Genomic DNA, 20,128 nt, shown 5'->3' with positions numbered 1-20,128 from the left:
GTCTCAGCCGGCCTGCCCGCGGCCCTGCCACTCCGTGTAGGGAACCCGGCTGATCTCGCGCACCTCGCCGAGCGTCCCCCACTCGTCCTTGCCGAGCCGCGACAGGGGCGCGAGACGGGCCACTTCGGGATGACCGTCCGTCATGACCGCCGCGTCGACGGCCGCGTGCACCACCTGCCCGAAGACGACGGTCGAGTCGCCGAGGCGTACGGTGCTGTGCAGTTCGCACTCAAGCGCCACCGGCGAGGCAGCGACCCGCGGCGGCTTCACCCGCAGGCTCGCCTCCCTCTCGATGCCCACCGTGTCGAACTCGCTGATGCCGCGCGGAAAGTCGGTCGCGGTCGCGTTGATCTGTTCGAAGAGCGGTTCGGGCGCGAAGTTGACCACGAAAGCGCCGGTGTCCTCGATGTTGCGCAGCGAGTCCTTGCGCCCGACCGAGGTGAACTGCACCACCGGCGGCTCCACGCACGAGATGGTGAAGAAGGAGTGCGGGGCGAGGTTGTCGGTGCCCTCGGCCGACGTGGTGGAGACCCAGGCGATCGGCCGGGGCACGACGGTTGCGGTCATCAGCCGGTAGAAGGTGTTGCGGTCGCAGTGGGCGGGATCGAAGTCGATGCGCATGGGGGCAGTATGGCTCGCCGGTGCAATGCTCTTGGCATGTAACACCGCCTGCCCCGACACTGACCCGATGACGCAGCGCGTGGATCTCGCGACCGTGATGGACCGGCTGGCCATCGACGAGGTGGTCACCGGTTACGCGGTGGCCGTGGACGACGGCGACTGGGGTGCCTACCGGGCCCTGTTCACTCCTGAAGGGCGGGCCGACTATCGCGCCTCCGGCGGCATCGAGGGGCCTGCGGCAGAGGTCGCCGACTGGCTGGCGCAGACGATGCAGCTGTTCCCCGTGCGCCAGCATCTGATCGTCAACCGGCGGCTGCGCCTGCAGGATCTGGGCGGCTACCCGGGTGACGGCGCCGAGGTGCAGGCGGACTACATCAATCCGATGCGGCTGGAGTCGGGCGAGGACTTCGTATCGGGCGGGCGGTACACGTTCGGACTGCTGCGTACGGATTCCGTCTGGCGGCTGAGCTCGGTCGTGATCCAGGAGAAGTGGCGCCGGGCGGGCGGTGCGCTCGGCGACGGGTGAGCCGCCGGCACGTGCACCGGGGCGTACAAGGCGCTCTGTCCCCCACCCGGTCCTTCGCGCACACTGGTGGTGAACGGGCCGTTGATCTCGGGCAGGTCCCTTCTCCCGAGATTCTGGGGCCTGGCCGGCGGCGGGCGGAGGTCGCGCCTGCGAGGCGGGACGAGGAGGCGCGGCATGCGGATTCCGGTCGGCCTGCGGGTGCGTCAGCGGTGGCGCGGTCGCTCGGAGCGGCTGCTGGAGTCACCCAGGTGGCGGAGCGGGGCCGCGGTTGTGGCCGGCGCTCTGCCGGCGCTCGCCTTTCCCGAGCCGTCGCTGTGGTGGTTCGCCTATGTCGCGCTGCTGCCGTGGATGCTGCTGGTGCGCACCGCGCCCACCTGGCGGCGGGCTGCGGTCGAGGGGTGGCTGGGCGGCATGGGGTTCATGGTCGCCATGCATCACTGGCTGCTGCCGAGCCTGCATGTGTTCCTGCTGGTGATCGGCGCCCTGCTCGGGCTGTTGTGGGCGCCGTGGGGCGTACTGGTGCGGTCGATGCTCGCCGGCACGCCGTCGACGGCCCGGGCGGCCGCGGCCGTCGCCGTGATCCCTTCGGGCTGGCTCGTGATCGAACTCGTCCGGTCCTGGGAGGGCCTGGGCGGCCCCTGGGGGCTGCTCGGGGCCAGTCAGTGGGAGGTGACGCCCGCGCTGCGCCTGGCGTCGGTGGGCGGCGTGTGGCTGGTGAGTCTGCTGGTGCTGGCGGTGAACACCGCGGGCGTGCTGCTGGTGGCGGTGCCCGAGGCGCGGACTCCGGCTCTGGCGGGGACGGTCGTGTGCGCTCTGGCCGTGACGTCGGCGTGGATATGGGCACCACAGCCGAAGGAGGCGGGGCGGGTCCGGATCGCGGTGGTGCAGCCGGGCGTCGTGAACGGCATGGACAGCGTGGAGCGCCGGTTCGACCGCGGCGAGGAGCTGACACGTCAGGTGCAGGGCAGCGATGTGGATCTCGTTGTCTGGGGTGAGAGCAGTGTGGGGGCGGATCTGGGCCGGCGGGCGGATCTCGCGGTCCGGCTCGCGGAGCTCTCGCGGGCGGTCGGTGCCGAGGTGCTGGTGAATGTGGACGCCAGGAGCGAGGGCACGTCCGGGCAGGCCGGAATCTTCAAGAGTTCCGTCCTGGTGGGTCCGAGCGGTGTGACCGGGGACCGTTACGACAAGATGCGCCTTGTCCCGTTCGGCGAGTACGTCCCGGCACGTGCCGTGCTGGGATGGGCCACGTCGGTGGGCAAGGCGGCCGGCGAGGACCGGCTGCGGGGCGCCGCACCGGTCGTGATGACGATGCCGGCCGACGGGCAGGGCGGACCCGGCGGGCTGCGGCTCGGGCCGCTGGTCTGCTTCGAGTCGGCTTTCCCGGACATGAGCCGGCACCTGACCCGGGCCGGCGCGCAGCTGCTGATCGCGCAGTCGGCGACCTCGTCGTTCCAGGGGAGCTGGGCCCCGGAGCAGCATGCCTCGCTGGCGGCACTGCGGGCGGCGGAGAGCGGCCGGCCGATGGTGCACGCCACGCTGACCGGGGTGAGTGCGGTGTACGGGGCGGGCGGGCGGCAAGTGGGCCGGTGGATCGGCACCGACACCAGCGGCGCGGTCGTGTACGACGTCCCGCTGGCGGACGGCACGACGCTCTACGTCAGGTACGGCGACTGGCCCGTGTACGCCGCGCTGGCCGTGCTCGTGGCGCTGGCTGCGGCCGGGGCGACGCGCTCGCTCAGGCGGCCGTCCCGGCCAGCTCAAGGGCCCGCAGAACCACCCGTTCGCACAGCTCATGGGTCGCCAGCGCGTCCTGTGCGCTGAGCAGCTTGCCCGCACGTACGGCGTCGAGGAACGCGTGCACCGCCTGCTCGATGCCGCGCTGGCGGGCGACCGGCACCCAGTCGCCGCGCCGCCGGATGCTCGGCTGCCCCTTGTGGTCGACGATCTCGGCGAGATTGCGGACCTCGCGTTTGGCGTCCGCGCCGGACACCTCGAGGATCTCCTCGGCGGAGCCGCTCATCCGGTTCATGATGCCGATCGCGGTGAAGCCGTCACCGGACAGCTGGAGCACGACGTGGTGCATCAGGCCGTCGACGATCCGCGCGCGGACATCGGTGTGTTCGACGGTTCCCGGTACCAGGAAGCGCAGGGTGTCGACGACATGAATGAAGTCGTCCAGGACGAGGGTGCGCGGGTCCTCGGCGAGTCCGACGCGGTTCTTCTGCATCAGGATCAGGTCGCGCGGGTGCTCCAGGCACTGTGCGTAGCCGGGGGCGAGCCGGCGGTTGAAGCCGACGGCAAGGCTCGTTCCCCGCTCCTCGGCAAGTGCCACGAGCCGCTCGGAGTCGGCGAGTTCGTACGCAAGGGGCTTGTCGACGTACGTGGCCACGCCGGCCTCGAGGAGCCGGGCGACGATCTCGGGATGCGCGGCGGTGGAGGCGTGGACGAAGGCCGCATCCAGACCGTGGCCGATCAGCGATTCGAGGTCGGTGTGGCATCGGGCTGCGGGGATGTGATGGGTCCGGGCCACCCGCTCGAGCGTGGCGGGTGTACGGGTCTGCAGGTGCAGTTCCATGCCGGGCACGGTGGTGAGGACGGGCAGATAGGCCTTCTGCGCGATGTCGCCGAGCCCGATGCAGCCGACCTTCACAGGTGTCTCCCTCGCTCACTGTGCGGGAACGGCAGCCGGCCTCAGTGCTGTGCGGGCCGTTCCGATTGCACATCCTTCGCTCCGGCAGCATACGTGCGCTGCGGCGGCCGCCAGTCGGCGATGCCGTCGAAGGTGCGCAGCACCAGACCGGGTCCGAGACGGGAGACGACGGACATCACGGTGTTGCGGACCGTCACGGCCGGGGTGCTGGTGAGCGTCATCAGCCGGACCACGCCCGCCGCCTTGCGGACGACCGCGGTGGTGCGCGGGAGCCGTTCGGCGCTGTACGCGGCGAGGGCGGCGCCGAGTTCGCCGCCCGGGGTGACGTGGTGGGCCAGGACGATCGCGTCCTCGATGGCCTGGTTACCACCCTGGCCGAGGGTCGGTGCCATGGCGTGGGCGGCGTCGCCCAGCAGCGCGGTCCGGCCACGGTGGAAGGCTGGGAGCGGGTCGAGGATGTGGTGGACGTCGTTGCGCAGGACCTGGCCCGGGTCCGCGGCGGCGATGACCGCGGGGATCGGGTCGTGCCAGTCGCCGAACCGGCGCAGCAGTTCGGCCTTTTCGCCGTCCGGGGCATGCTGTCCGGCGGGCGCGGCAGCCGCCCCGTACGCGTAGATCCTGCCGTCCTTGAGCGGGTGGGTGCCCCAGAGAAGTCCCGCGCCCCAGGTCTCGTGGGGTTCGAAGGGCTTCCCGGGTGCGGGGACGACGATCCGCCAGGTGGTCAGTCCGGCGTAGGACGGACCGGGGTGCTGGGGGAAGAGGGCCCGGCGTACGCCGGAATGGATACCGTCCGCGCCGATCACGAGGTCGGCCTCGAGTTCGCCGTCCCCGGTGGTGATGCGGGCGGGCCGGCCGCCGGCAGTGCCGGGGTCTGCCAGTTGCGCGGGGCAGCCGGTGCGTACGGCCCCGGCAGGCAGCCGGGAGGCGATGGCGTCCACGAGGACGGCGCGATGCACGAGGACCAGGGGTCCGCCGAACCGCTCGGCCGCCGCGGCACTGCTGGTGCGGGCGAGCCACCGGCCGCCGGGGGTCCGCATGCCGCCGTCGCCCTGCCAGGCGGCAAGGCCGCGGATCGTGTCGCCGAGACCGATGACGTCGAGGGCGCGCTGAGCGTTGGGGGCGAGTCCGATGCCGGCGCCGACGGGCTCCAGCGACGGTGCGCGTTCAAGGACGGTGACCTGCCAGCCGATCTGGTGCAGGGCCACGGCGGCGGTCAGTCCGCCGATTCCGCTGCCGATGACGACGGCGCGGCCTGCGGCACGTGTTCCGGGCATGGCGGCCCTTCCATAGTTGACTACACCTGTAGTGACACCGACACCGTACTACAGCTGTAGTGCAGGCGATAGGTTGGAGCCATGGCCACACGCAACGCCCCGAGCACCCCACGCGCCGAACTGATCGCAGATACCGCACTGCGCCTCCTGGCGGAGCGCGGGATGCGCGGGCTGACTCATCGGGCGGTCGACGCGGCCGCCGGGCTGCCGCAGGGCTCGACGTCCAACCACGCCCGCACCCGCCAGGCACTGCTGGAGACGGCGGTGCGCAGGCTGGCCGAGCGCGAGGCGGCCGTACTGGCCATGGACGAACTGCCGCCCGCACTCGGCGGCGAGACGGGGGACGGGGGCGATCTCCTTGATGCGCTCGCCCTCGCCCTGCACCGGTATCTGACCACTCACCGCGCACTGCTCGTCGCCCGCTACGAGCTGGCTCTCGAGGCGAGCCGCAGGCCGGAGCTCCGGGAGTTCTACGACCGGGCCGGCAGCCGCTTCCGGACTCCGCTCAACGCGCTGATGGCCGCGGCGGGTTCAGCGGAGCCGGAACGTCACGCGCTCTCGTTGATCGCCTGGTGCGAGGGACTGATGTTCTCCTGCGCGGTGGGCTCCTACCACTCCGCCGTCCCGAGCCGCGAGGAGCTGCGCACCGGCTTCGGCGAGCTGCTGCGCGGCATGCTGGGCGCGGGAACCGGACCTCGGGCATAACCGCTGGCGGCACGAGTGATCATGCACGAGGATGGCCGCCATGACCACGACAGAGCGCACCGAGCCGTCCACCACCGCCGCCGAACGCGACATGCTGGAGGGCTGGTTGGAGTACCACCGGGAGACCCTCCTGCTCAAGTGCGCGGGCCTCAGCGACGAGCAGCTCCGTACGGCGCCGATCCCGCCGTCCACACTCACGCTGATGGGCCTCGTGCGGCACCTGGCGGACGTCGAGCGCTACTGGTTCCGGGAGATCATGGCCGGTGAGAACATATCGGCCCTCTACTACAGCGAGGAGGACCCGGACGGCGACTTCCGCGTCACCGACGAGACCACCTGGGTGCAGACGCAGGAGGCCTGGCGCGCCGAGGTCGCCGCGGCCCGCGCGGCCGCAGCGCCGCTGGGGCTCGACGATCTGAGCGGGGCGAAGAGCGGCAGCGGCAAGTCGTTCAACCTGCGCTGGATCATCACCCACATGATCGAGGAGTACGCCCGCCACAACGGTCATGCGGATCTCCTGCGCGAGCAGATCGACGGTGCCACCGGCGAGTGACCGCCCCCGCCCGGTACCACCGGGCGTCACCCGTGCGGGCCATTCTCGGCCTGTGCTGCTGAGGAGCGCCCCGCTCACACAGCAGAGTTACGCGGGTGCACCCGACGAAGACCACAGCGAAGGTTCTGGTGGGGATGGCGGCCTGGGCCGCGACCGGCTGCGTTTCCGTGGAAGCGCAGCCGGGCCCCTTGCCGCCGTCCGTAGCCGTCACGGGTACGGAGCACGTGAAGGCGCCGCAGATCGTGGAGGGCCCGGCGCGCGAGGCCCTGGAGGCGGCGCTGCCGCACGCAACGCCCACGCCCCGGCCGTCACGGACGCAAGGGCCGCCGGCCCCACGGACCCCCGCGGCGGAGCCTGCGGCCCGGCCGAGCGTCCCGACGGTCCCCGGTGGACCCGGTGTCCCCGACGTCCGGCAGTCCGCCCTGCCGTCCTTCCGCCCGCTGCCGCTCGGCCGCAAGGACCTCTGCGCGCTGGGCGAGGAGTACGGCGGCGTGCGGCCCGACAGCCCCCTGGCGGGGTTCTGCCGGGATGCCTACGGGCATTGAGCGTCAGGGTGGCCATGCGGCGTCAGGGAGCTCCCAGCGAGCGCTCCAGGCGGTCGATCGCGGCCCGGACGCCGGTTCCGTAGCCGTCGTCCCCCAGTGCGTCGGTCGCGGCCCGCGCCAGGTCGAGGTGGACCCGTGCGGCCTGACGGCGGTGCAGCTTCGCATAGTCGGTGGCGAGGTTGAGATGGAGAGCGGGGTAGAAGGCCCGCACCGCGAGTGCCTCCTGGTGGCGGGCGAGTCGCTCCTCGCTCAGCCCGTCGGCCGCCGACAGGGCCCGCAGATCCCAGGCGAGCTCGTCGCACGGATCGTCCTGGGTGTCGGCCATGTAGTGGGCGAGGGTGCAGCGGTGCAGCGGGTCACCGGCCTCCCCGATCTCCGACCACAGCAGCGCGAAGCGATTGCGCGCCTCCTCCCGGTCCCCGCCGTGCAGCAGCATGACCGCTTGCCCGATCCGGGTCATGACGGCGTCCTCCGACGCCTCCCTCTGCTCCGTCACTGCGGCCTCCCACGTCAAAGCGGCGCTTCGCTCTCGCAGGGTCCGACGCTAGCCGCAGGTCCGGGCAATGCCGGACAGGCTCGGGCACGGGCCCGAGCCTGTCAGCCGGGCGAGCGAACGTACTCAGCCGAGGTCGGGGATCCGCCAGTCGATGGGGTCGTGGCCCTGGGCGGCGACCGCCTCGTTGATCTGGGTGAAGGGGCGGGAGCCGAAGAACTTCTTGGCCGACAGCGGCGAGGGGTGCGCGCCCTTGACCACCACATGCCGCTCCTCGTCGATGAGCGGCAGCTTCTTCTGCGCGTAGGCGCCCCACAGGACGAAGACGGCCGGGTCGGGCCGGGAGGCGACCGCGCTGATCACCGCGTCGGTGACCTTCTCCCAGCCCTTGCCCTTGTGGGAGTTCGCCTCCCCGGCCCGGACCGTCAGCACCGCGTTGAGCAGCAGGACGCCCTGCTCGGCCCACGGCATCAGATAGCCGTTGTCCGGGATGGGATGGCCGAGCTCGGCCTGCATCTCCTTGTAGATGTTGCGCAGTGAGGGCGGGGTCCTGACGCCGGGCCGCACGGAGAAGCACAGACCGTGCCCCTGCCCCTCCCCGTGGTACGGGTCCTGGCCGAGGATGAGCACCTTGACCCGGTCGTACGCAGTCGCCTCGAGTGCCGCGAAGACCTCTGCCCGGGGCGGGTAGACCGGACCGTTCGCCCGCTCCTTCTCGACGAACTCGGTGAGCTCCCTGAAGTACGGCTTCTGCAGCTCTTCGCCGAGGACGCCGCGCCAGGACTCGGGCAGCATGTCGGTGTCGGTCACGTCAACAACCTCCGGTAAGCGATCAGTTCTGAGATCTCGTCTCCGAGATCTCAGAACTTACCTGCGGCCACTGACAATGGTGGCTACCAGCTGGCCTTCCGGTACAGCTCCCACATCTGCATGACCGTCTGCGGGTCGAGGGCGCGCTCGCCGCCGCCGATCTCCTCGCTGGCCGCGACATACAGCTTGCCCTGCCACACGGGCAGCAGGCGCACGTCCCGGCCCAGGATCTTCTGGGCCTTCTCGAACTGGCTGGTGACCGCGCCGCGGTCGCTCTCGCGCCGGGACTGCGGCAACAGCTGCTCGGTGATCTCAGGGCTCTCGTACGGGGTACCCAGCGCGTTCTTGGCGCCGACGAACGGTGCGACGAAGTTGTCCGGGTCCGGGAAGTCGGGGAACCAGCCACGGCCGAAGACCGGGTACTCGCCCTTGTTGTATCCCGCCTGGAACTCCTCCCACGGCTTGCCCTCGATCGTGATCTTGAACAGGCCGGATGCGTCAAGCTGGCGCTTGAGCTCGGCGAACTCCGGAGCGGTCGCGGAGCCGTAACGGTCCGTGGTGTACCAGAACTTCAGCGGCACCGGCTCGGTGATGCCGTCCTCCTTGAGGATGTCGCGCGCCTTGGTCACATTCGGCTCGCCGAAGCGGTCGAAGAACTCGGTGGTGTGCCCGGCGATGCCCTTGGGGACCATGGAGTACAGCGGCTCGGCCGTGCCCTGGTAGACCTTGCTGACGACGGCGCCCCGGTCGATGATCTGCGCGATCGCCCGGCGCACGGAGAGCTTGCCGGCGTACTGGTCCTTGGGGTTGAAGACCAGGTAGCGGATGTCGGCGCCGACCGACTCGACGAGCTGGAGGTGGTCGTTCTCGGGGCGCTTCTCCTGCAGCTCGACAACCTCCTCCGCGGTCAGACCGCGGTAGGTCGCGTCGATCTCCTTCTCCTTCAGGGCCGTGGTCATCGCCTCGGATTCCTTGAAGTAGCGGATGGTGACGGCGTCGTTGCGGACCTTGGCGAAGCCCTTGTACTGGCCGAACTTCGACAGCTCGGCCCGGTCACCCGCGTTGTACGAGTCGAGGACGTACGGCCCCGAGCCGGTGAGCTTGCCGTCGTCACGCAGTTTGTCGGCGGGATACTGCGACGGCGGGACCAGCGACATCGCGGGCGTGGCGAGAATGAACGGGAACGTGGCGTCGGGCGCCTTCAGACGGAACGTGATGATGCGGTCGCCGGACGTGTCGATCGTGTCGAGGGACCCCAGCAGACCGTTGGGACCACCCTTGCGATCGATCTTCCGGATCCGGTCGATGGAGTGCTTCACGGCGGCCGCGTCCAGCTTGTCGCCGTTGGAGAAGGTCAGCCCCTCGCGGAGCTTGCACTCGAAGGTCTGATTGCCGGTGTCCGTGAATCGGCAGCCCTCGGCGGCGTCCGGCTGCGGAGCGGTGGTCCCGGTCGGGAAGCTCAGCAGCGTCTGGAAGACATTCCGGTACAGCTCCCATGAACCGTCCCAGGCGGCGGCCGGATCGAGAGCACTCGGCATGCTTGTGGTACCGACGGCTATCTTCTGTTCACGGTCGGTGTCCTCATCGGAGAAGAGGCCGCATCCCGCCAGCAGAGACATGGACGCTAGGGCTGCAGCGGCCTGCAGACAGGTCCGGTTGAACACGTGCACGCTCCTCGTTCAGCCATGGGTCGGCCGACCATACCGCAGCGCCCCGCCTGGTCAACCTATGGGCCTGGCGGGGCACTTGGATCATTCAGGAACAAACCGGCTCAGGACGGGCCGGAGGGCGTCAGTGGACTCCCGCGTTGAGGAAGATACCCCCATCGACGACCAGTGTCTGGCCGGTGACCCAGTCCGACTGGTCGGAGGTGAGGAACGCGGCGGCGCCACCGATGTCCGAGGGCACCCCGAGCCGCCCCAGCGGGTAGGCCGCGGCGGCCTCCGCTTCCCGGCCCTCGTACAGGGCTTCGGCGAACTTGGTCTTGATCACCGCGGGGGCGATCGCGTTGACCCGGACGCCCGGCGCCATCTCGTGCGCGAGCTGGAGGGTCAGATTGACCATGGCCGCCTTGCTCATGCCGTAGGCACCGATGAAGGGCGAGGCGGAGACTCCGGCGACGGATGCGATGTTCACGATCGCACCGCCGTTCTCCTTCTGCCATGCCTTCCAGGTCTGCTGGGCGAAGCCCAGCGCCGAGATCACATTCGTCTCGTAGACCTTGCGCGCGACACCGAGGTCGAGCTCGGCGATCGGGCCGAACACCGGATTCGTACCGGCGTTGTTGATCAGGAAGTCCACCCTGCCGAACGCGTCCATCGCGGCCTCGACGGCGGCGGCCTGGTGGGCCTCGTCGTGGGCCTTGCCCGCGACGGCGATCACCCGGTCGGCACCGAGCCGCTCGACCGCCTCCTTGAGGGCCTCCTCACCGCGTCCGGTGATGACCACCTTGTCGCCACGGGCCACGAGCGCCTCGGCGATGCCGTACCCGATGCCGCGGCTCGCGCCGGTGACCAGCGCGACCTTCCCGCTCTCCGCCACCTGTGCAGTCATGTTCGTCGTACTCCGATTCAGTTGAGCGGGCCGCCGGCCACGTACATGACCTGGCCGGAGACGAAGCCGGCGTCGTCACCCGTGAAGAAGGCGATCGCGTTCGCCACGTCCTCGGGACGGCCGACGCGCTGGACCGGGATCTGGGTGGCGGCGGCGGCCTGGAAGTCCTCGAACCCCATGCCGACGCGGGCGGCCGTCTGGGCCGTCATCTCGGTGACGATGAAGCCGGGGGCGACGGCGTTGGCGGTGATGCCGAACTTGCCGAGCTCCTTGGCGAGGGTCTTGGTGAAGCCCTGGAGACCGGCCTTGACCGCGGAGTAGTTGGCCTGGCCGCGGTTGCCCAGCGCCGAGGACGAGGAGAGCGAGACGACGCGGCCGAACCCCGCGTCCACCATGTGCTTCTGGACGGCCTTCGCCATCAGGAACGCGCCCTTGAGGTGCACGTTGATCACGGTGTCCCAGTCGGACTCGCTCATCTTGAACAGCAGGTTGTCGCGGAGCACACCGGCGTTGTTGACGAGGATCGTCGGCGCGCCGAGCTCGGCGGCGACCCGCGCCACCGCAGCCTCCACCTGCGCGTTGTCGGACACGTCGCAGCCCACCGCCAGAGCCTTGCCGCCGGCCGCGGTGATCTGTTCGACGGTGTCCTTGCAAGCGGCCTCATCGAGGTCGAGTACGGCCACGGCGCGGCCCTCTGCCGCCAGCCGTACGGCGGTGGCGGCGCCAATGCCGCGCGCCGCCCCGGTCACGATGGCCACGCGCTGCTCGGTGGTGGACATGCTGGTTCTCCTCGCCCTTGAAGTCCTTGAAGCCCTTGTTGCCCTGGGTCGCAACCCTGGAATCCTCTGCCGGCGGCGGCTCGCTGCTCGTTCACTGAGCAACCGCTTAGTACCTTCGGCAGACGTGACGCTAGAAGCCCTGGCACTCGGTGTCAACGCCGCCAGGCGCGTCCGGCACATGTCACATCAACTGCGGCCCTCCTCAGCGCACCAGCACATCGAGCAGACGCTCGACCTCGGCCCCCGGATCGGCCGTCAGCCCGGTGTGCACGGGGCCCGGCTGGACCACCGTCGAACGGGGTGCGATCAGCCAGCGGAAGCGCCGCCCGGCGTCGTCACGCGCCGCCTGGCCCGCGTCCTCGCCGCCCCGGCACACCCCCTCGACCGCGTGCAGCGCAGCCCTCACCCCGGTCACATCCGCGTGCGGGTCGAGAGCCGTCAGTTTGTTCTCGTCCAGATGGGTGCGGGCGGCCACGAACGACTTGGCACGGCAGTAGACGACCACACCCGCATTGAAGAACTCGCCGCGCTCGACGCGTGGCACGACGCGCAGCACCGCGTACTCGAAGACGTCACGGTCGCTCACAGGTCGCTGTCCTTCTTGCTCTTCTTGGTCGGGTGGGGCCAGGGGGTCAGCTGCTCGGTCAGCCAGCCCGGCGCCTGCGAAGGCCTGCGCTCGGCCCGCGGCCCGAGACCGATGCGCTCGTGGATGTCCGCGGCACGCGACAGCAGCGCCTCGACATAAGCCCGGCGCAACGCGTCCGTGGACTCGAAGCCCGGCTCGTCGACCAGCCACTCGTCGGGTACGTCGGCGGCCACCTCGGTCAGCAGTTCCTCGGTCACCTGCGGCGCCAGCTCGGCGGCGGCAGCGGCGACGTCCGGGCCGAAGGGGGCCAGGGCGTGCTCAGAGGCGTCGAAGGGCTTCGCGGCGGAGGCTGCGGCCCCCGGCCAGTTGTGGTGCCAGATCATGGTGGCGCCATGGTCGATGAGCCACAGATCGCCGTGCCACACCAGCATGTTGGGGTTGCGCCAGGAACGGTCCACGTTGTTGATCAGTGCGTCGAACCAGACGACCTTGCCGGCCTCGGTCGGGTCCACCTCGTACGCCAGCGGATCGAAACCGAGCGACCCCGGCAGGAAGTCCATCCCGAGGTTCAGCCCGCCGCTCGCCTTGAGCAGCTCCTGCACCTCCTGGTCGGGCTCGGAGAGACCGATGACAGGGTCGAGCTGGATGCTGACGAGATCGGGCACCCTCAGACCGAGCCGGCGGCCGAGTTCGCCGCAGATGACCTCGGCGACCAGAGTCTTGCGGCCCTGTCCCGCGCCGGTGAATTTCATGACGTACGTACCGAGGTCGTCGGCCTCGACGATGCCCGGGAGCGAACCGCCCTCACGCAAGGGCGTGACGTAGCGAGTCGCCGTGACTTCAGAAAGCATTACGCCACAGTAATCCTTGAGGGTTTGAACGAGCGTGGCCGGCGACTCGTACACCATCGTGAACCGGCCGGGCGTGGGCCGGCAGTGGACAGGGAGCCAGTATGACCGGATCGCAGAGCACCGGGACCGTGGCGCGCCGAACGGTCGTGGCCGCGGTGGGCGGGGCCGGTCTCGCCGTAGCGCTGAGCGCGTGCGGCGACGCGGACGACTCGGGCCAGTCCGTGTCGCAGCAGCAGGCGGGAGGGCCGTCGATCGGCAGTGCGGCCGGCAAGGAGCTGGCCAGGACCGCCGACATCCCCGAGGGCGGCGGGAAGGTCATCGGCGACGTGGTGGTCACGCAGCCGCGTGCGGGCGAGTTCAAGGCGTTCTCGTCCAAGTGCACGCATCAGGGCTGCGCGGTCAAGGACATCGCCGACGGCACCATCAACTGTCCGTGCCACAACAGCCGGTTCGACGTGGCGGACGGCAGCGTGAAGGCGGGTCCCGCCACCTCACCGCTGCCGCCCGCCGCGATCAAGGTCCAGGGCGACTCGATCACCCTCGCGTGACGCCCGGCCGGCCGGGTCAGGCCCGCGCGGCCCGGCGCGGCCGCCTCCAGCAGGCGAGCACCTCGTCGCTGGTGGCGATCGTGGCGACCAGGGCCAGCGTGTTGCGGATCATCGCGGGCGTGTACTCGGCCGGTACGCCCGCGATGGCGTCGGCGACGACGACCGCGGTGTAGCCCAGATTGACCGCGTCGAAGACGGCGTTGGGAATGGCCACGTTCGCCGAGACTCCGGTGACGACGAGGGTGCGGCAGCCGAGGTTGCGCAGCAGCGGGTCGACGTCCGTGCCGGCCAGGGGCGAGAGACCGTGCAGCCTGCGTACGACGAGGTCCTCGTCGGCGACCTGGATCGGCGGCGCGACGCGCACCGCCGTGGATCCGCTGTGCTGCTGGACCGGCAGCCGCGCGGCGGCCCGGAAGAGCCGGGCGTTGTGGTTGGCACCCCGCCCGTCCGGACGCCGTTCGGCGACGGCGTGCATCACCTGGACGCCGGCTTCATGGGCCGTTGCCACCAGCCGGGCGACATTGTGCAGGGCACCCGAGGAGCGGGCCGCCTCGGCCAGCTCGGGCAGGGCACTGTCCGTGCCCACGACGCCCTGCTGGCACTCGACGGTGAGCAGGACGGTGCTGGACGCCTCCAGCTGTTCCGCGAGTTGTTCGATGGATGGCAAGGTTCCCCCTGTACGGATGGGCCGCGGGTCCTGAGCCGGACGTTCTGCGGCGGGACCGGGCGCGCGAGAGTAGCCTCCGTTGCGCTGTGCCGGAAGAGGCCCCATGATTTCTGACACACAGTCAGCTGCCAGAGGGGGGCTACAGATGGCCGTCACACAACGCCGGGGCCGCCGGATCATGATGTCAGCCGGAGAGCTCGACGCATTTCTGACCGAGAAGCGCACCTGCCGGGTGGCGACCGTCTCCGCCGACGGGCAGCCGCACGTCGGCGCTCTGTGGTTCGCCTGGGACGGCGACTCGCTGTGGCTCTACTCCATCACGCGCAGCCGCCGCTGGGCCCAGCTGCGCCGCGATCCGCGGATCGCGGTCGTGGTCGACGACGGCGAGGAGTACGGGGAACTGCGCGGCGCCGAACTGTCGGGGGCCGTCGTGTTCGTCGGCGAGTCCCCGCGCACCGGTGAGGCCTGCCCCGAACTGGCCGTACCGGAGCGGCTGTTCGCACGGAAGTACTTCGGCATGGACGAGATGCCGCACGACGGCCGGCACGCCTGGCTGCGGCTGACCCCGGGGTCCGTGGCTTCGTGGGACTTCCGGAAGCTGCCGGCCCCCTGAATCGCCGACACTCCTGCGGGCCGGCACGTCGGGTGCCCCGCATCAACTGACCTGATATCAGCTGTCGTCTTGTCAGCCGACTCCGAGCCGTCGTGCCTTGTCTGACCCGGTATCAGCTGTCCCCCGCGCCCGCGGCCAGCCGCAGCGCGTCGGCCGCCGCCCTGATCGACGGCCTGCGGTCGGCGTCCGTGCGCCACACGGCGTACACATGCCGGCGCATGTGCTGGCGCACGGGTACGAGCGCGACACCGTCCGGGACGGGACCGCGGCCGAGCCGTGGCGCGACGCAGACACCGAGTCCGGCGGCGATGAGCGCGAGCTGGGTGTGGTGCTCCCCCGCCAGATGCGTGATGCGCGGCTCGAAGCCCTTGGAACGCAGGGTGAACACCAGCCAGTCGTGACAGAACTCGCCCTCGGGCCAGGAGACCCACTCGTCGTCGGCGAACTCCTCGAGGTCCACCGCCGGCCGCCCGGCCAGGGGGTGATCGAGGGGCATGGCCACATCGGGCACGTCGTCGAGCAGATGCGCCTGGGCAAGGCCGCCGGGCACCGGCAGCCGCTTGTTGCTCCAGTCGAGCACCACGGCGAGGTCGAGGTCGCCTCTGAAGACCTCCCGGATGCCGCGCTCGGGCTCCAGTTCCTGGGACTGCACCCGCAGATCGGGATGGGACCGGCGCAGTTCGGAGATCGCCGACGGGAACAGGCCGCGCGCGGCGGTCGGGAAGGCCCCGATCCTGACCTCTCCGACCACCTGCCCCCGCTGGGCCTCGATGTCCGACTGCGCGAGCTCGACCTGGGACAGGATGCGCGCGGCATGGTCGGCGAGCAGCTGACCGGCGTCGGTGAGGCGTACCCCCCGGCCGTTCTTGGCCAGCAGCTGCTGGCCGACCTCCCGCTCCAGCTTCGCCAGTTGCTGCGAGACCGCCGAGGTCGTGACATGCAGTCCGTCGGCGGCCGCGCTCACCGAGCCGTGCCGGGCGAGGGCGTCGAGTGTGCGCAGGCGCTCCAGATTCAACATGTAAGCAATACTAATCGAATGGCTCAAACATTTCTCGCTTGTGCTACGAGGTTGATGCCTGGATCGTAGAGGTCATGAGCATCGCAACTCCTCCCCGGGGCGCACCGGCCCGCATCCGTACCACCCCGACCGACGCCACTCGGGCCGCTTCCTGCCCGGACGCACCCGCCCGGCACCGGCGGACCGTCGACTGGCGCATCCGCTTCGCGGTGCTCTCACTCGTCTGGGGCTTCAGCTTTCTGCTCATCAAGGTGGGGACCGGCGCCTTCGCCCCTTTCCAGGTGACCCTCGGCCGGCTCTTCTTCGGCACCGCGGTCCTGGCCGTCGCCATAGCGGTACGCCGGGACCGGCTGCCGCGCGGTCTGCATACCTGGGTCCATCTGGCGGTCGCGGCGTTCCTGCTCAACGCCCTGCCGTTCTCACTGTTCGCCTACGCGGAGCTGACGATCCCCTCGACGCTCGCCGGTATCTGCAACGCCACCTCACCGCTGTGGGGCATGGCCCTGTCCCTCGTGGCGCTCTCCGAGGACCGGCCGACCAGGCGCCGGGTCGCAGGGCTCGGCATCGGGTTCCTCGGTGTGCTCACCGTGCTCGGGGCCTGGCAGGGTTTCTCCGGCCTGGACGTGCGCGGGACGTCGATGGCGCTGCTCGCCTCGCTCAGCTACCCGGTCGGCTGGATCTACGTCCGCCGCACACTGGCCGGGACCGGGTACTCGAACCTGTCGCTGACCGGCACGCAGCTGGGCCTCGCGATGGTCCAACTCGCGATCGTGACCCCGTTGTTCACCTCCTTCCCCGGCTCCTTCCCCGTCGTGCCGCTGCTCGCGGTGGTCGCGCTCGGCGCGCTGGGGACAGGATTCGCGCTGCTGATGCAGTACGGCCTGGTCGTCGAGGTCGGCCCGACGACCGCGCAGATGGTCACGTACTTCATCCCGGTCATCGCCACGGCGGCCGGGGTCGCGCTCCTCGACGAGCCGCTCAGCTGGAACACGCCGGTCGGCGCGCTGATCGTGCTGGCGGGCGCGGCACTCACGCAGAGCCGGGCAAGGGCCGCCCGGCCGGTACGGCCCGAGCCCGCCGACGGCGGCGGTGAGGGATCGGGCAGCGGTCAGCCGTGACTGCGCACCGGCATCGGGCCGACCGCCGCGGCCACGGCCGCGGCGAGCGGCTCGATGTCGGCCTCGGTCAGAGCGGAGACCGTCAGCCGCACGGCCGGGGGTGCGGAGATCCGGAACCGCGCCCCGGGAGCGACCGCCCACCCCGCGTGCAGCAGCCGCGCCACCGCGCCGGTCTCGTCGGGGACGGGCACCCAGACGTTCATCCCGCTGCGCCCGTGAGCCGGGACGCCCCGCCGCGCGAGGGCCTCGACGAGTGCGTCGCGCCGGTCCGCATAGGCGCGGGCGACGGCGAGCGGATCGACCGCACCCGACGCCCAGAGCTCGGCGACCGCCCGCTGGAGCAGCCTGCTGACCCAGCCGGGGCCGAGGCTCTGCCGCCCGAGCACCCGGTCGACGGTCACGGCGTCACCGGTGAGCACGGCCACCCGCAGGTCGGGGCCGTACGCCTTGGCGGTGGACCGTACGAACGCCCAGTGATCACTCACCCCGGCGAGCGGGTGCAGCGGCTGGTCGACGATGGCGTGGCCGTGGTCGTCCTCGATGAGCAGCGTGCTCGGGAAGCGGGCGAGGACGTCACGCAGGTGGCTGGCGCGCTCCCGGCCGACGACCGCGCCGGTCGGGTTCTGCGCCCGGTCCGTGACCACGATCGCGCGGGCTCCGGCCGCCAGCGCCCGCTCCACCTCACCGGGCAGCGGGCCGTCGTCGTCGAGCGCCACCGGCAGGGCTCTCAGACCGAGGGCCGGCACGAGGTCGAGCACGCTCCCCCACCCCGGATCCTCCACGGCGACCGCGTCACCGGGCTTGAGATGCGCGGCCAGTACGCGCTCGATGGCGTCGAGAGACCCGGAGGTGGCGGCGAGCGGCCCGTGCGGTACGCCGTCGGCGTCCATGGCCTCCCGGGCCAGCCGGGCGAATGCGGGGTCGAGGGGCGACTGTCCGTACAAGACGGGCGACTCGGCGTTGCGTCGGGCCGCCGCGGCGAACGCGTCGTGCAGCGGCGGCAGCAGGGCCGTGTCCGGGTTGCCCTCGCCGAGATTCCGTACGCCCGGCGGCGCGTCGACCCTGATGGAGCCGCGCGCGGTGCTGGCCGGGCGAGGGCGGATGCGACTGCCCCTGCGGCCTGCGGTCTCGATGACTCCGCGCTCGCGCAGCGTCCGGTAGGCGGCGGCGACGGTGTTCGGGTTCACACCGAGGTCCAGCGCCAACTCCCTCATAGGTGGAAGCAGTTGGCCCGGTTCGAGGTCCCCCGAGCCGACGCCGCGCTCGACGCTCGCGGCAATCTCCGCTGCGCGGCGCCCGACGATCCGATACTCTCCTAGCACAAACAAGATTATGCACTAGTGCAATGGAGTTCGCAATGTCCTACGAGCCGACCACCCGCACGGTCCCCACCCGCGCCAGGGAACGCGCGTCGTACGACCGGGAGCTCGTGCACGCGATACTCGACGAGGCCTACGTCTGCCATCTCGGCTTCGTACGGGACGGGGCACCGATCGTGCTGCCGACGCTCTTCGCCCGGGTCGGCGAGACGCTGTACGTCCACGGCTCGACAGGCTCCCGCCCCTTGCGCATGACGGGGGAGGCGGATCCGGGGCTGCCGGTCTGCCTGACGGTGACCCACGTCGACGGCCTGGTGCTCGCGCGCTCCGCGTTCCACCACTCGCTCAACTACCGCTCGGTGGTGGTCCACGGCACGGCGCACCAGGTCACCGATCCGGCCGAGAAGCGGGCAGCACTGGACGCCCTGGTCGACCACGCGATCCCCGGCCGCTCCGCCGATTCCCGCCCGGCGAACGCCAAGGAACTGGCGGCAACGGCGGTGATCCGCCTGGACCTCGCCGAGGTCTCGGCCAAGACCCGCACCGGCGGCCCGAACGACGACCCCTCGGACCTGTCGCTCCCGCACTGGGCGGGGGTCGTCCCGGTCGCCCCGGCCTACGGCCCGGCCGTCCCCTCAGCGGACCTTCCGGCCACGACGGCGGTACCCGCGTATGTGACGTCCCGCGCGTGACCGCCGTCCGGCCCTGCCCCCGGCCGGGCCGCCGCGAGGGTGGCACGGGGAGATCCGCCGGGACGGCTCGGGCCTCCTGCGGACCCGCGGCCCACAGAGCCGGGTCCCGCAGGAGGGATCGCTGAGGCCTCCGCGGTCCCGCATCACGCATGCGGACACGGTCGGGGACCGAGCCGCCCCGCCCCGGTCCAGCGCCCCCGAAGGACGCAGGTCCGCGGCGCTACACCGGCGCGAGCGCGCGCCGCCGCAGCGCCGCGCCCCTGGCCTCTGCCACCGCGAGACCCGTCACCGCCGACAGCAACAGCAGCGTCCCCGCCACCGTCGCCGCCGTCAGGCTCTCGTCCAGGACCGTCACCGCGATCAGTGCCGCGCTCACCGGCTCCAGGAGCATGATCACTGAGACGGTCGCCGCCCGGACCACGGCCGCGCCCGCGAAGTACAGGGCGTACGCCAGCGCCGTCGGCACGGCGGCCACGTACACCAGCAGCCACACCACGCGCGCCGGATCCGCCGTGTGGGGCAGCAGCCCCTCGCCGACCGCCATCGGCAGCAGCCCGACCGACCCGATCGCGAACGCCCACGCCGTCGTCGACAGCGAGTCGCCGCCACCCCCCTCGCGCCCCAGCCACCGGGTCAGCAACGTGATCGCCGCGTACCCGGCCGCCGACAGCACCGCGAGCGCGACGCCGACCGGCCGCACCGTGGCACCGTCACTGCCGAGCACCAGCACACCGAGGCCGGCGAGCGCGCCTGCGACAGCGAGGGTGCCGCCGCGTCCGAGCCTCTCCCCCATGGACAGGCGCGCGCCGAGGGCGATGAGCACAGGGCCCGCGCCCAGCGTGACGACAGTGCCGACCGCGAGCCCGGTCGCCTCGACGGCAGCGAAGTACGCACTCTGGAAAAAAGTGAGCCCCACTCCCGTGGCGGCGATACGCACCAGACGGCGGCGCCGCGGCTCCGCCGCGACCGCTGTCGCGGCTCCGGCACGGGAGCGTCCCCGTACCGCAAGCACCGCGAGCAGCAGCGCCAGGCCGCCCACGCAGCGCCAGAACGACAGCGCGAGCGGTCCGAGGTCGCTCACCGCGAAGACGAGGGAGGCGGCCGCGCCCGCGGTCCCCCACGCGACTCCGGCCAGGATCAGACAGACGAGACTCCGGCCGACAGGCGTGGCGGCAGCAGGAGATGAGGAATGAATCGACACGTGACT

General features: G+C 71.2%; 23 protein-coding genes. 9 read left to right on the top strand and 14 right to left on the bottom strand.

Annotated elements, in window-relative coordinates; genetic code table 11:
• Positions 1–3 precede the first annotated feature (3 nt).
• On the bottom strand, positions 4–621 hold the full coding sequence (locus tag ABZ208_RS26285; protein ID WP_356911924.1) for a flavin reductase family protein: 618 nt from the start codon (positions 619–621) through the stop codon (positions 4–6).
• 67 nt (positions 622–688) lie between these two features.
• Between ABZ208_RS26285 and ABZ208_RS26280 the strand changes: the two genes are divergently transcribed.
• Together ABZ208_RS26280 and lnt are read left to right on the top strand one after the other, a co-directional pair.
• Complete coding sequence (locus tag ABZ208_RS26280) at positions 689–1,147, top strand: nuclear transport factor 2 family protein (RefSeq protein WP_356911923.1); 459 nt, start codon at positions 689–691, stop codon at positions 1,145–1,147.
• A 174-nt stretch (positions 1,148–1,321) separates the two neighbouring features.
• Entirely contained in the window at positions 1,322–2,968 is a 1,647-nt protein-coding gene (gene lnt, locus ABZ208_RS26275) for an apolipoprotein N-acyltransferase (RefSeq protein ID WP_356911922.1), read from the top strand.
• Here lnt and ABZ208_RS26270 read toward each other — a convergent pair.
• Together ABZ208_RS26270 and ABZ208_RS26265 are read right to left on the bottom strand one after the other, a co-directional pair.
• Positions 2,883–3,797, bottom strand: coding sequence for a Gfo/Idh/MocA family oxidoreductase (locus ABZ208_RS26270; protein WP_356911921.1), 915 nt, complete (start codon positions 3,795–3,797; stop codon positions 2,883–2,885). The genes lnt and ABZ208_RS26270 overlap by 86 nt on opposite strands.
• A 41-nt stretch (positions 3,798–3,838) precedes the next feature.
• Positions 3,839–5,071, bottom strand: coding sequence for an FAD-dependent monooxygenase (locus tag ABZ208_RS26265; RefSeq protein WP_356911920.1), 1,233 nt, complete (start codon positions 5,069–5,071; stop codon positions 3,839–3,841).
• Positions 5,072–5,152: 81 nt separating this feature from the next.
• Between ABZ208_RS26265 and ABZ208_RS26260 the strand changes: the two genes are divergently transcribed.
• The 3 genes from ABZ208_RS26260 (at position 5,153) to ABZ208_RS26250 (ending at position 6,874) form a co-directional block, all read left to right on the top strand.
• On the top strand, positions 5,153–5,776 hold the full coding sequence (locus ABZ208_RS26260; protein WP_356911919.1) for a TetR family transcriptional regulator: 624 nt from the start codon (positions 5,153–5,155) through the stop codon (positions 5,774–5,776).
• Positions 5,777–5,816: 40 nt separating this feature from the next.
• Positions 5,817–6,329 carry a DinB family protein gene (locus ABZ208_RS26255; RefSeq protein WP_356911917.1) on the top strand — a complete coding sequence of 171 codons (513 nt, stop codon included), beginning with the start codon at positions 5,817–5,819 and terminating at the stop codon, positions 6,327–6,329.
• A 95-nt stretch (positions 6,330–6,424) separates the two neighbouring features.
• Positions 6,425–6,874 (top strand): hypothetical protein, encoded by a 450-nt coding sequence (locus tag ABZ208_RS26250; RefSeq protein ID WP_356911916.1) that lies wholly within the window; start codon positions 6,425–6,427, stop codon positions 6,872–6,874.
• Positions 6,875–6,896: 22 nt separating this feature from the next.
• On the opposite strand, the gene ABZ208_RS26245 is transcribed toward ABZ208_RS26250, so the two are convergent.
• The 7 genes from ABZ208_RS26245 to ABZ208_RS26215 all read right to left on the bottom strand — a co-directional run bounded on the left by ABZ208_RS26245 (position 6,897) and on the right by ABZ208_RS26215 (position 12,946).
• Positions 6,897–7,370: a hypothetical protein gene (locus ABZ208_RS26245; RefSeq protein ID WP_356911915.1), complete on the bottom strand. Its 474-nt coding sequence runs from the start codon at positions 7,368–7,370 to the stop codon at positions 6,897–6,899.
• A 123-nt stretch (positions 7,371–7,493) separates the two neighbouring features.
• On the bottom strand, positions 7,494–8,177 hold the full coding sequence (locus ABZ208_RS26240) for a uracil-DNA glycosylase (RefSeq protein WP_356911914.1): 684 nt from the start codon (positions 8,175–8,177) through the stop codon (positions 7,494–7,496).
• An 83-nt stretch (positions 8,178–8,260) separates the two neighbouring features.
• Positions 8,261–9,841, bottom strand: a complete 1,581-nt coding sequence (locus ABZ208_RS26235; RefSeq protein WP_356911913.1) for an ABC transporter substrate-binding protein — start codon at positions 9,839–9,841, stop codon at positions 8,261–8,263.
• Positions 9,842–9,968: 127 nt separating this feature from the next.
• Complete coding sequence (locus ABZ208_RS26230; protein WP_356911912.1) at positions 9,969–10,730, bottom strand: SDR family oxidoreductase; 762 nt, start codon at positions 10,728–10,730, stop codon at positions 9,969–9,971.
• 17 nt (positions 10,731–10,747) lie between these two features.
• On the bottom strand, positions 10,748–11,509 hold the full coding sequence (gene fabG, locus ABZ208_RS26225) for a 3-oxoacyl-ACP reductase FabG (protein WP_328403098.1): 762 nt from the start codon (positions 11,507–11,509) through the stop codon (positions 10,748–10,750).
• A 202-nt stretch (positions 11,510–11,711) separates the two neighbouring features.
• Entirely contained in the window at positions 11,712–12,095 is a 384-nt protein-coding gene (locus ABZ208_RS26220) for a DUF3037 domain-containing protein (RefSeq protein ID WP_356911911.1), read from the bottom strand.
• On the bottom strand, positions 12,092–12,946 hold the full coding sequence (locus ABZ208_RS26215) for a HipA family kinase (RefSeq protein ID WP_356911910.1): 855 nt from the start codon (positions 12,944–12,946) through the stop codon (positions 12,092–12,094). Before ABZ208_RS26215 ends, ABZ208_RS26220 begins: the two co-directional genes overlap by 4 nt.
• Positions 12,947–13,047: 101 nt before the next feature.
• Between ABZ208_RS26215 and ABZ208_RS26210 the strand changes: the two genes are divergently transcribed.
• Entirely contained in the window at positions 13,048–13,494 is a 447-nt protein-coding gene (locus ABZ208_RS26210; RefSeq protein ID WP_356911909.1) for a Rieske (2Fe-2S) protein, read from the top strand.
• Between the two features lie 16 nt (positions 13,495–13,510).
• Here the strand turns inward: ABZ208_RS26210 and ABZ208_RS26205 are convergent, their stop codons facing one another.
• The gene (locus ABZ208_RS26205; protein ID WP_356911908.1) at positions 13,511–14,161 is read right to left on the bottom strand and encodes a cysteine hydrolase; all 651 of its coding nucleotides are present in this window, start codon (positions 14,159–14,161) and stop codon (positions 13,511–13,513) included.
• Between the two features lie 145 nt (positions 14,162–14,306).
• On the opposite strand from ABZ208_RS26205, the gene ABZ208_RS26200 reads away from it, so the two are divergent.
• Positions 14,307–14,774 carry a pyridoxamine 5'-phosphate oxidase family protein gene (locus ABZ208_RS26200; RefSeq protein WP_356911907.1) on the top strand — a complete coding sequence of 156 codons (468 nt, stop codon included), beginning with the start codon at positions 14,307–14,309 and terminating at the stop codon, positions 14,772–14,774.
• A gap of 112 nt (positions 14,775–14,886) precedes the next feature.
• On the opposite strand, the gene ABZ208_RS26195 is transcribed toward ABZ208_RS26200, so the two are convergent.
• Positions 14,887–15,792, bottom strand: coding sequence for a LysR substrate-binding domain-containing protein (locus tag ABZ208_RS26195; RefSeq protein ID WP_356911906.1), 906 nt, complete (start codon positions 15,790–15,792; stop codon positions 14,887–14,889).
• A 38-nt stretch (positions 15,793–15,830) separates the two neighbouring features.
• Between ABZ208_RS26195 and ABZ208_RS26190 the strand changes: the two genes are divergently transcribed.
• The gene (locus tag ABZ208_RS26190) at positions 15,831–16,910 is read left to right on the top strand and encodes a DMT family transporter (RefSeq protein WP_356911905.1); all 1,080 of its coding nucleotides are present in this window, start codon (positions 15,831–15,833) and stop codon (positions 16,908–16,910) included.
• Here the strand turns inward: ABZ208_RS26190 and ABZ208_RS26185 are convergent.
• Positions 16,901–18,232: an aminotransferase class I/II-fold pyridoxal phosphate-dependent enzyme gene (locus ABZ208_RS26185; protein WP_356911904.1), complete on the bottom strand. Its 1,332-nt coding sequence runs from the start codon at positions 18,230–18,232 to the stop codon at positions 16,901–16,903. The two genes, ABZ208_RS26190 and ABZ208_RS26185, sit on opposite strands and share 10 nt — an antisense overlap.
• A gap of 23 nt (positions 18,233–18,255) precedes the next feature.
• Between ABZ208_RS26185 and ABZ208_RS26180 the strand changes: the two genes are divergently transcribed.
• On the top strand, positions 18,256–18,921 hold the full coding sequence (locus ABZ208_RS26180; protein WP_356911903.1) for a pyridoxamine 5'-phosphate oxidase family protein: 666 nt from the start codon (positions 18,256–18,258) through the stop codon (positions 18,919–18,921).
• 220 nt (positions 18,922–19,141) lie between these two features.
• Here ABZ208_RS26180 and ABZ208_RS26175 read toward each other — a convergent pair whose 3' ends face one another.
• A complete protein-coding gene (locus ABZ208_RS26175; protein WP_356911975.1) occupies positions 19,142–20,116 on the bottom strand; it encodes a DMT family transporter in 975 nt (324 codons plus the stop codon).
• Between the last annotated feature and the right edge of the window lie 12 nt (positions 20,117–20,128).

This window comes from Streptomyces sp. NPDC006208 (assembly GCF_040613775.1).
Classification (GTDB): Bacteria; Actinomycetota; Actinomycetes; order Streptomycetales; family Streptomycetaceae; genus Streptomyces.
This window is presented reverse-complemented; position numbering and strand designations above follow the sequence as displayed.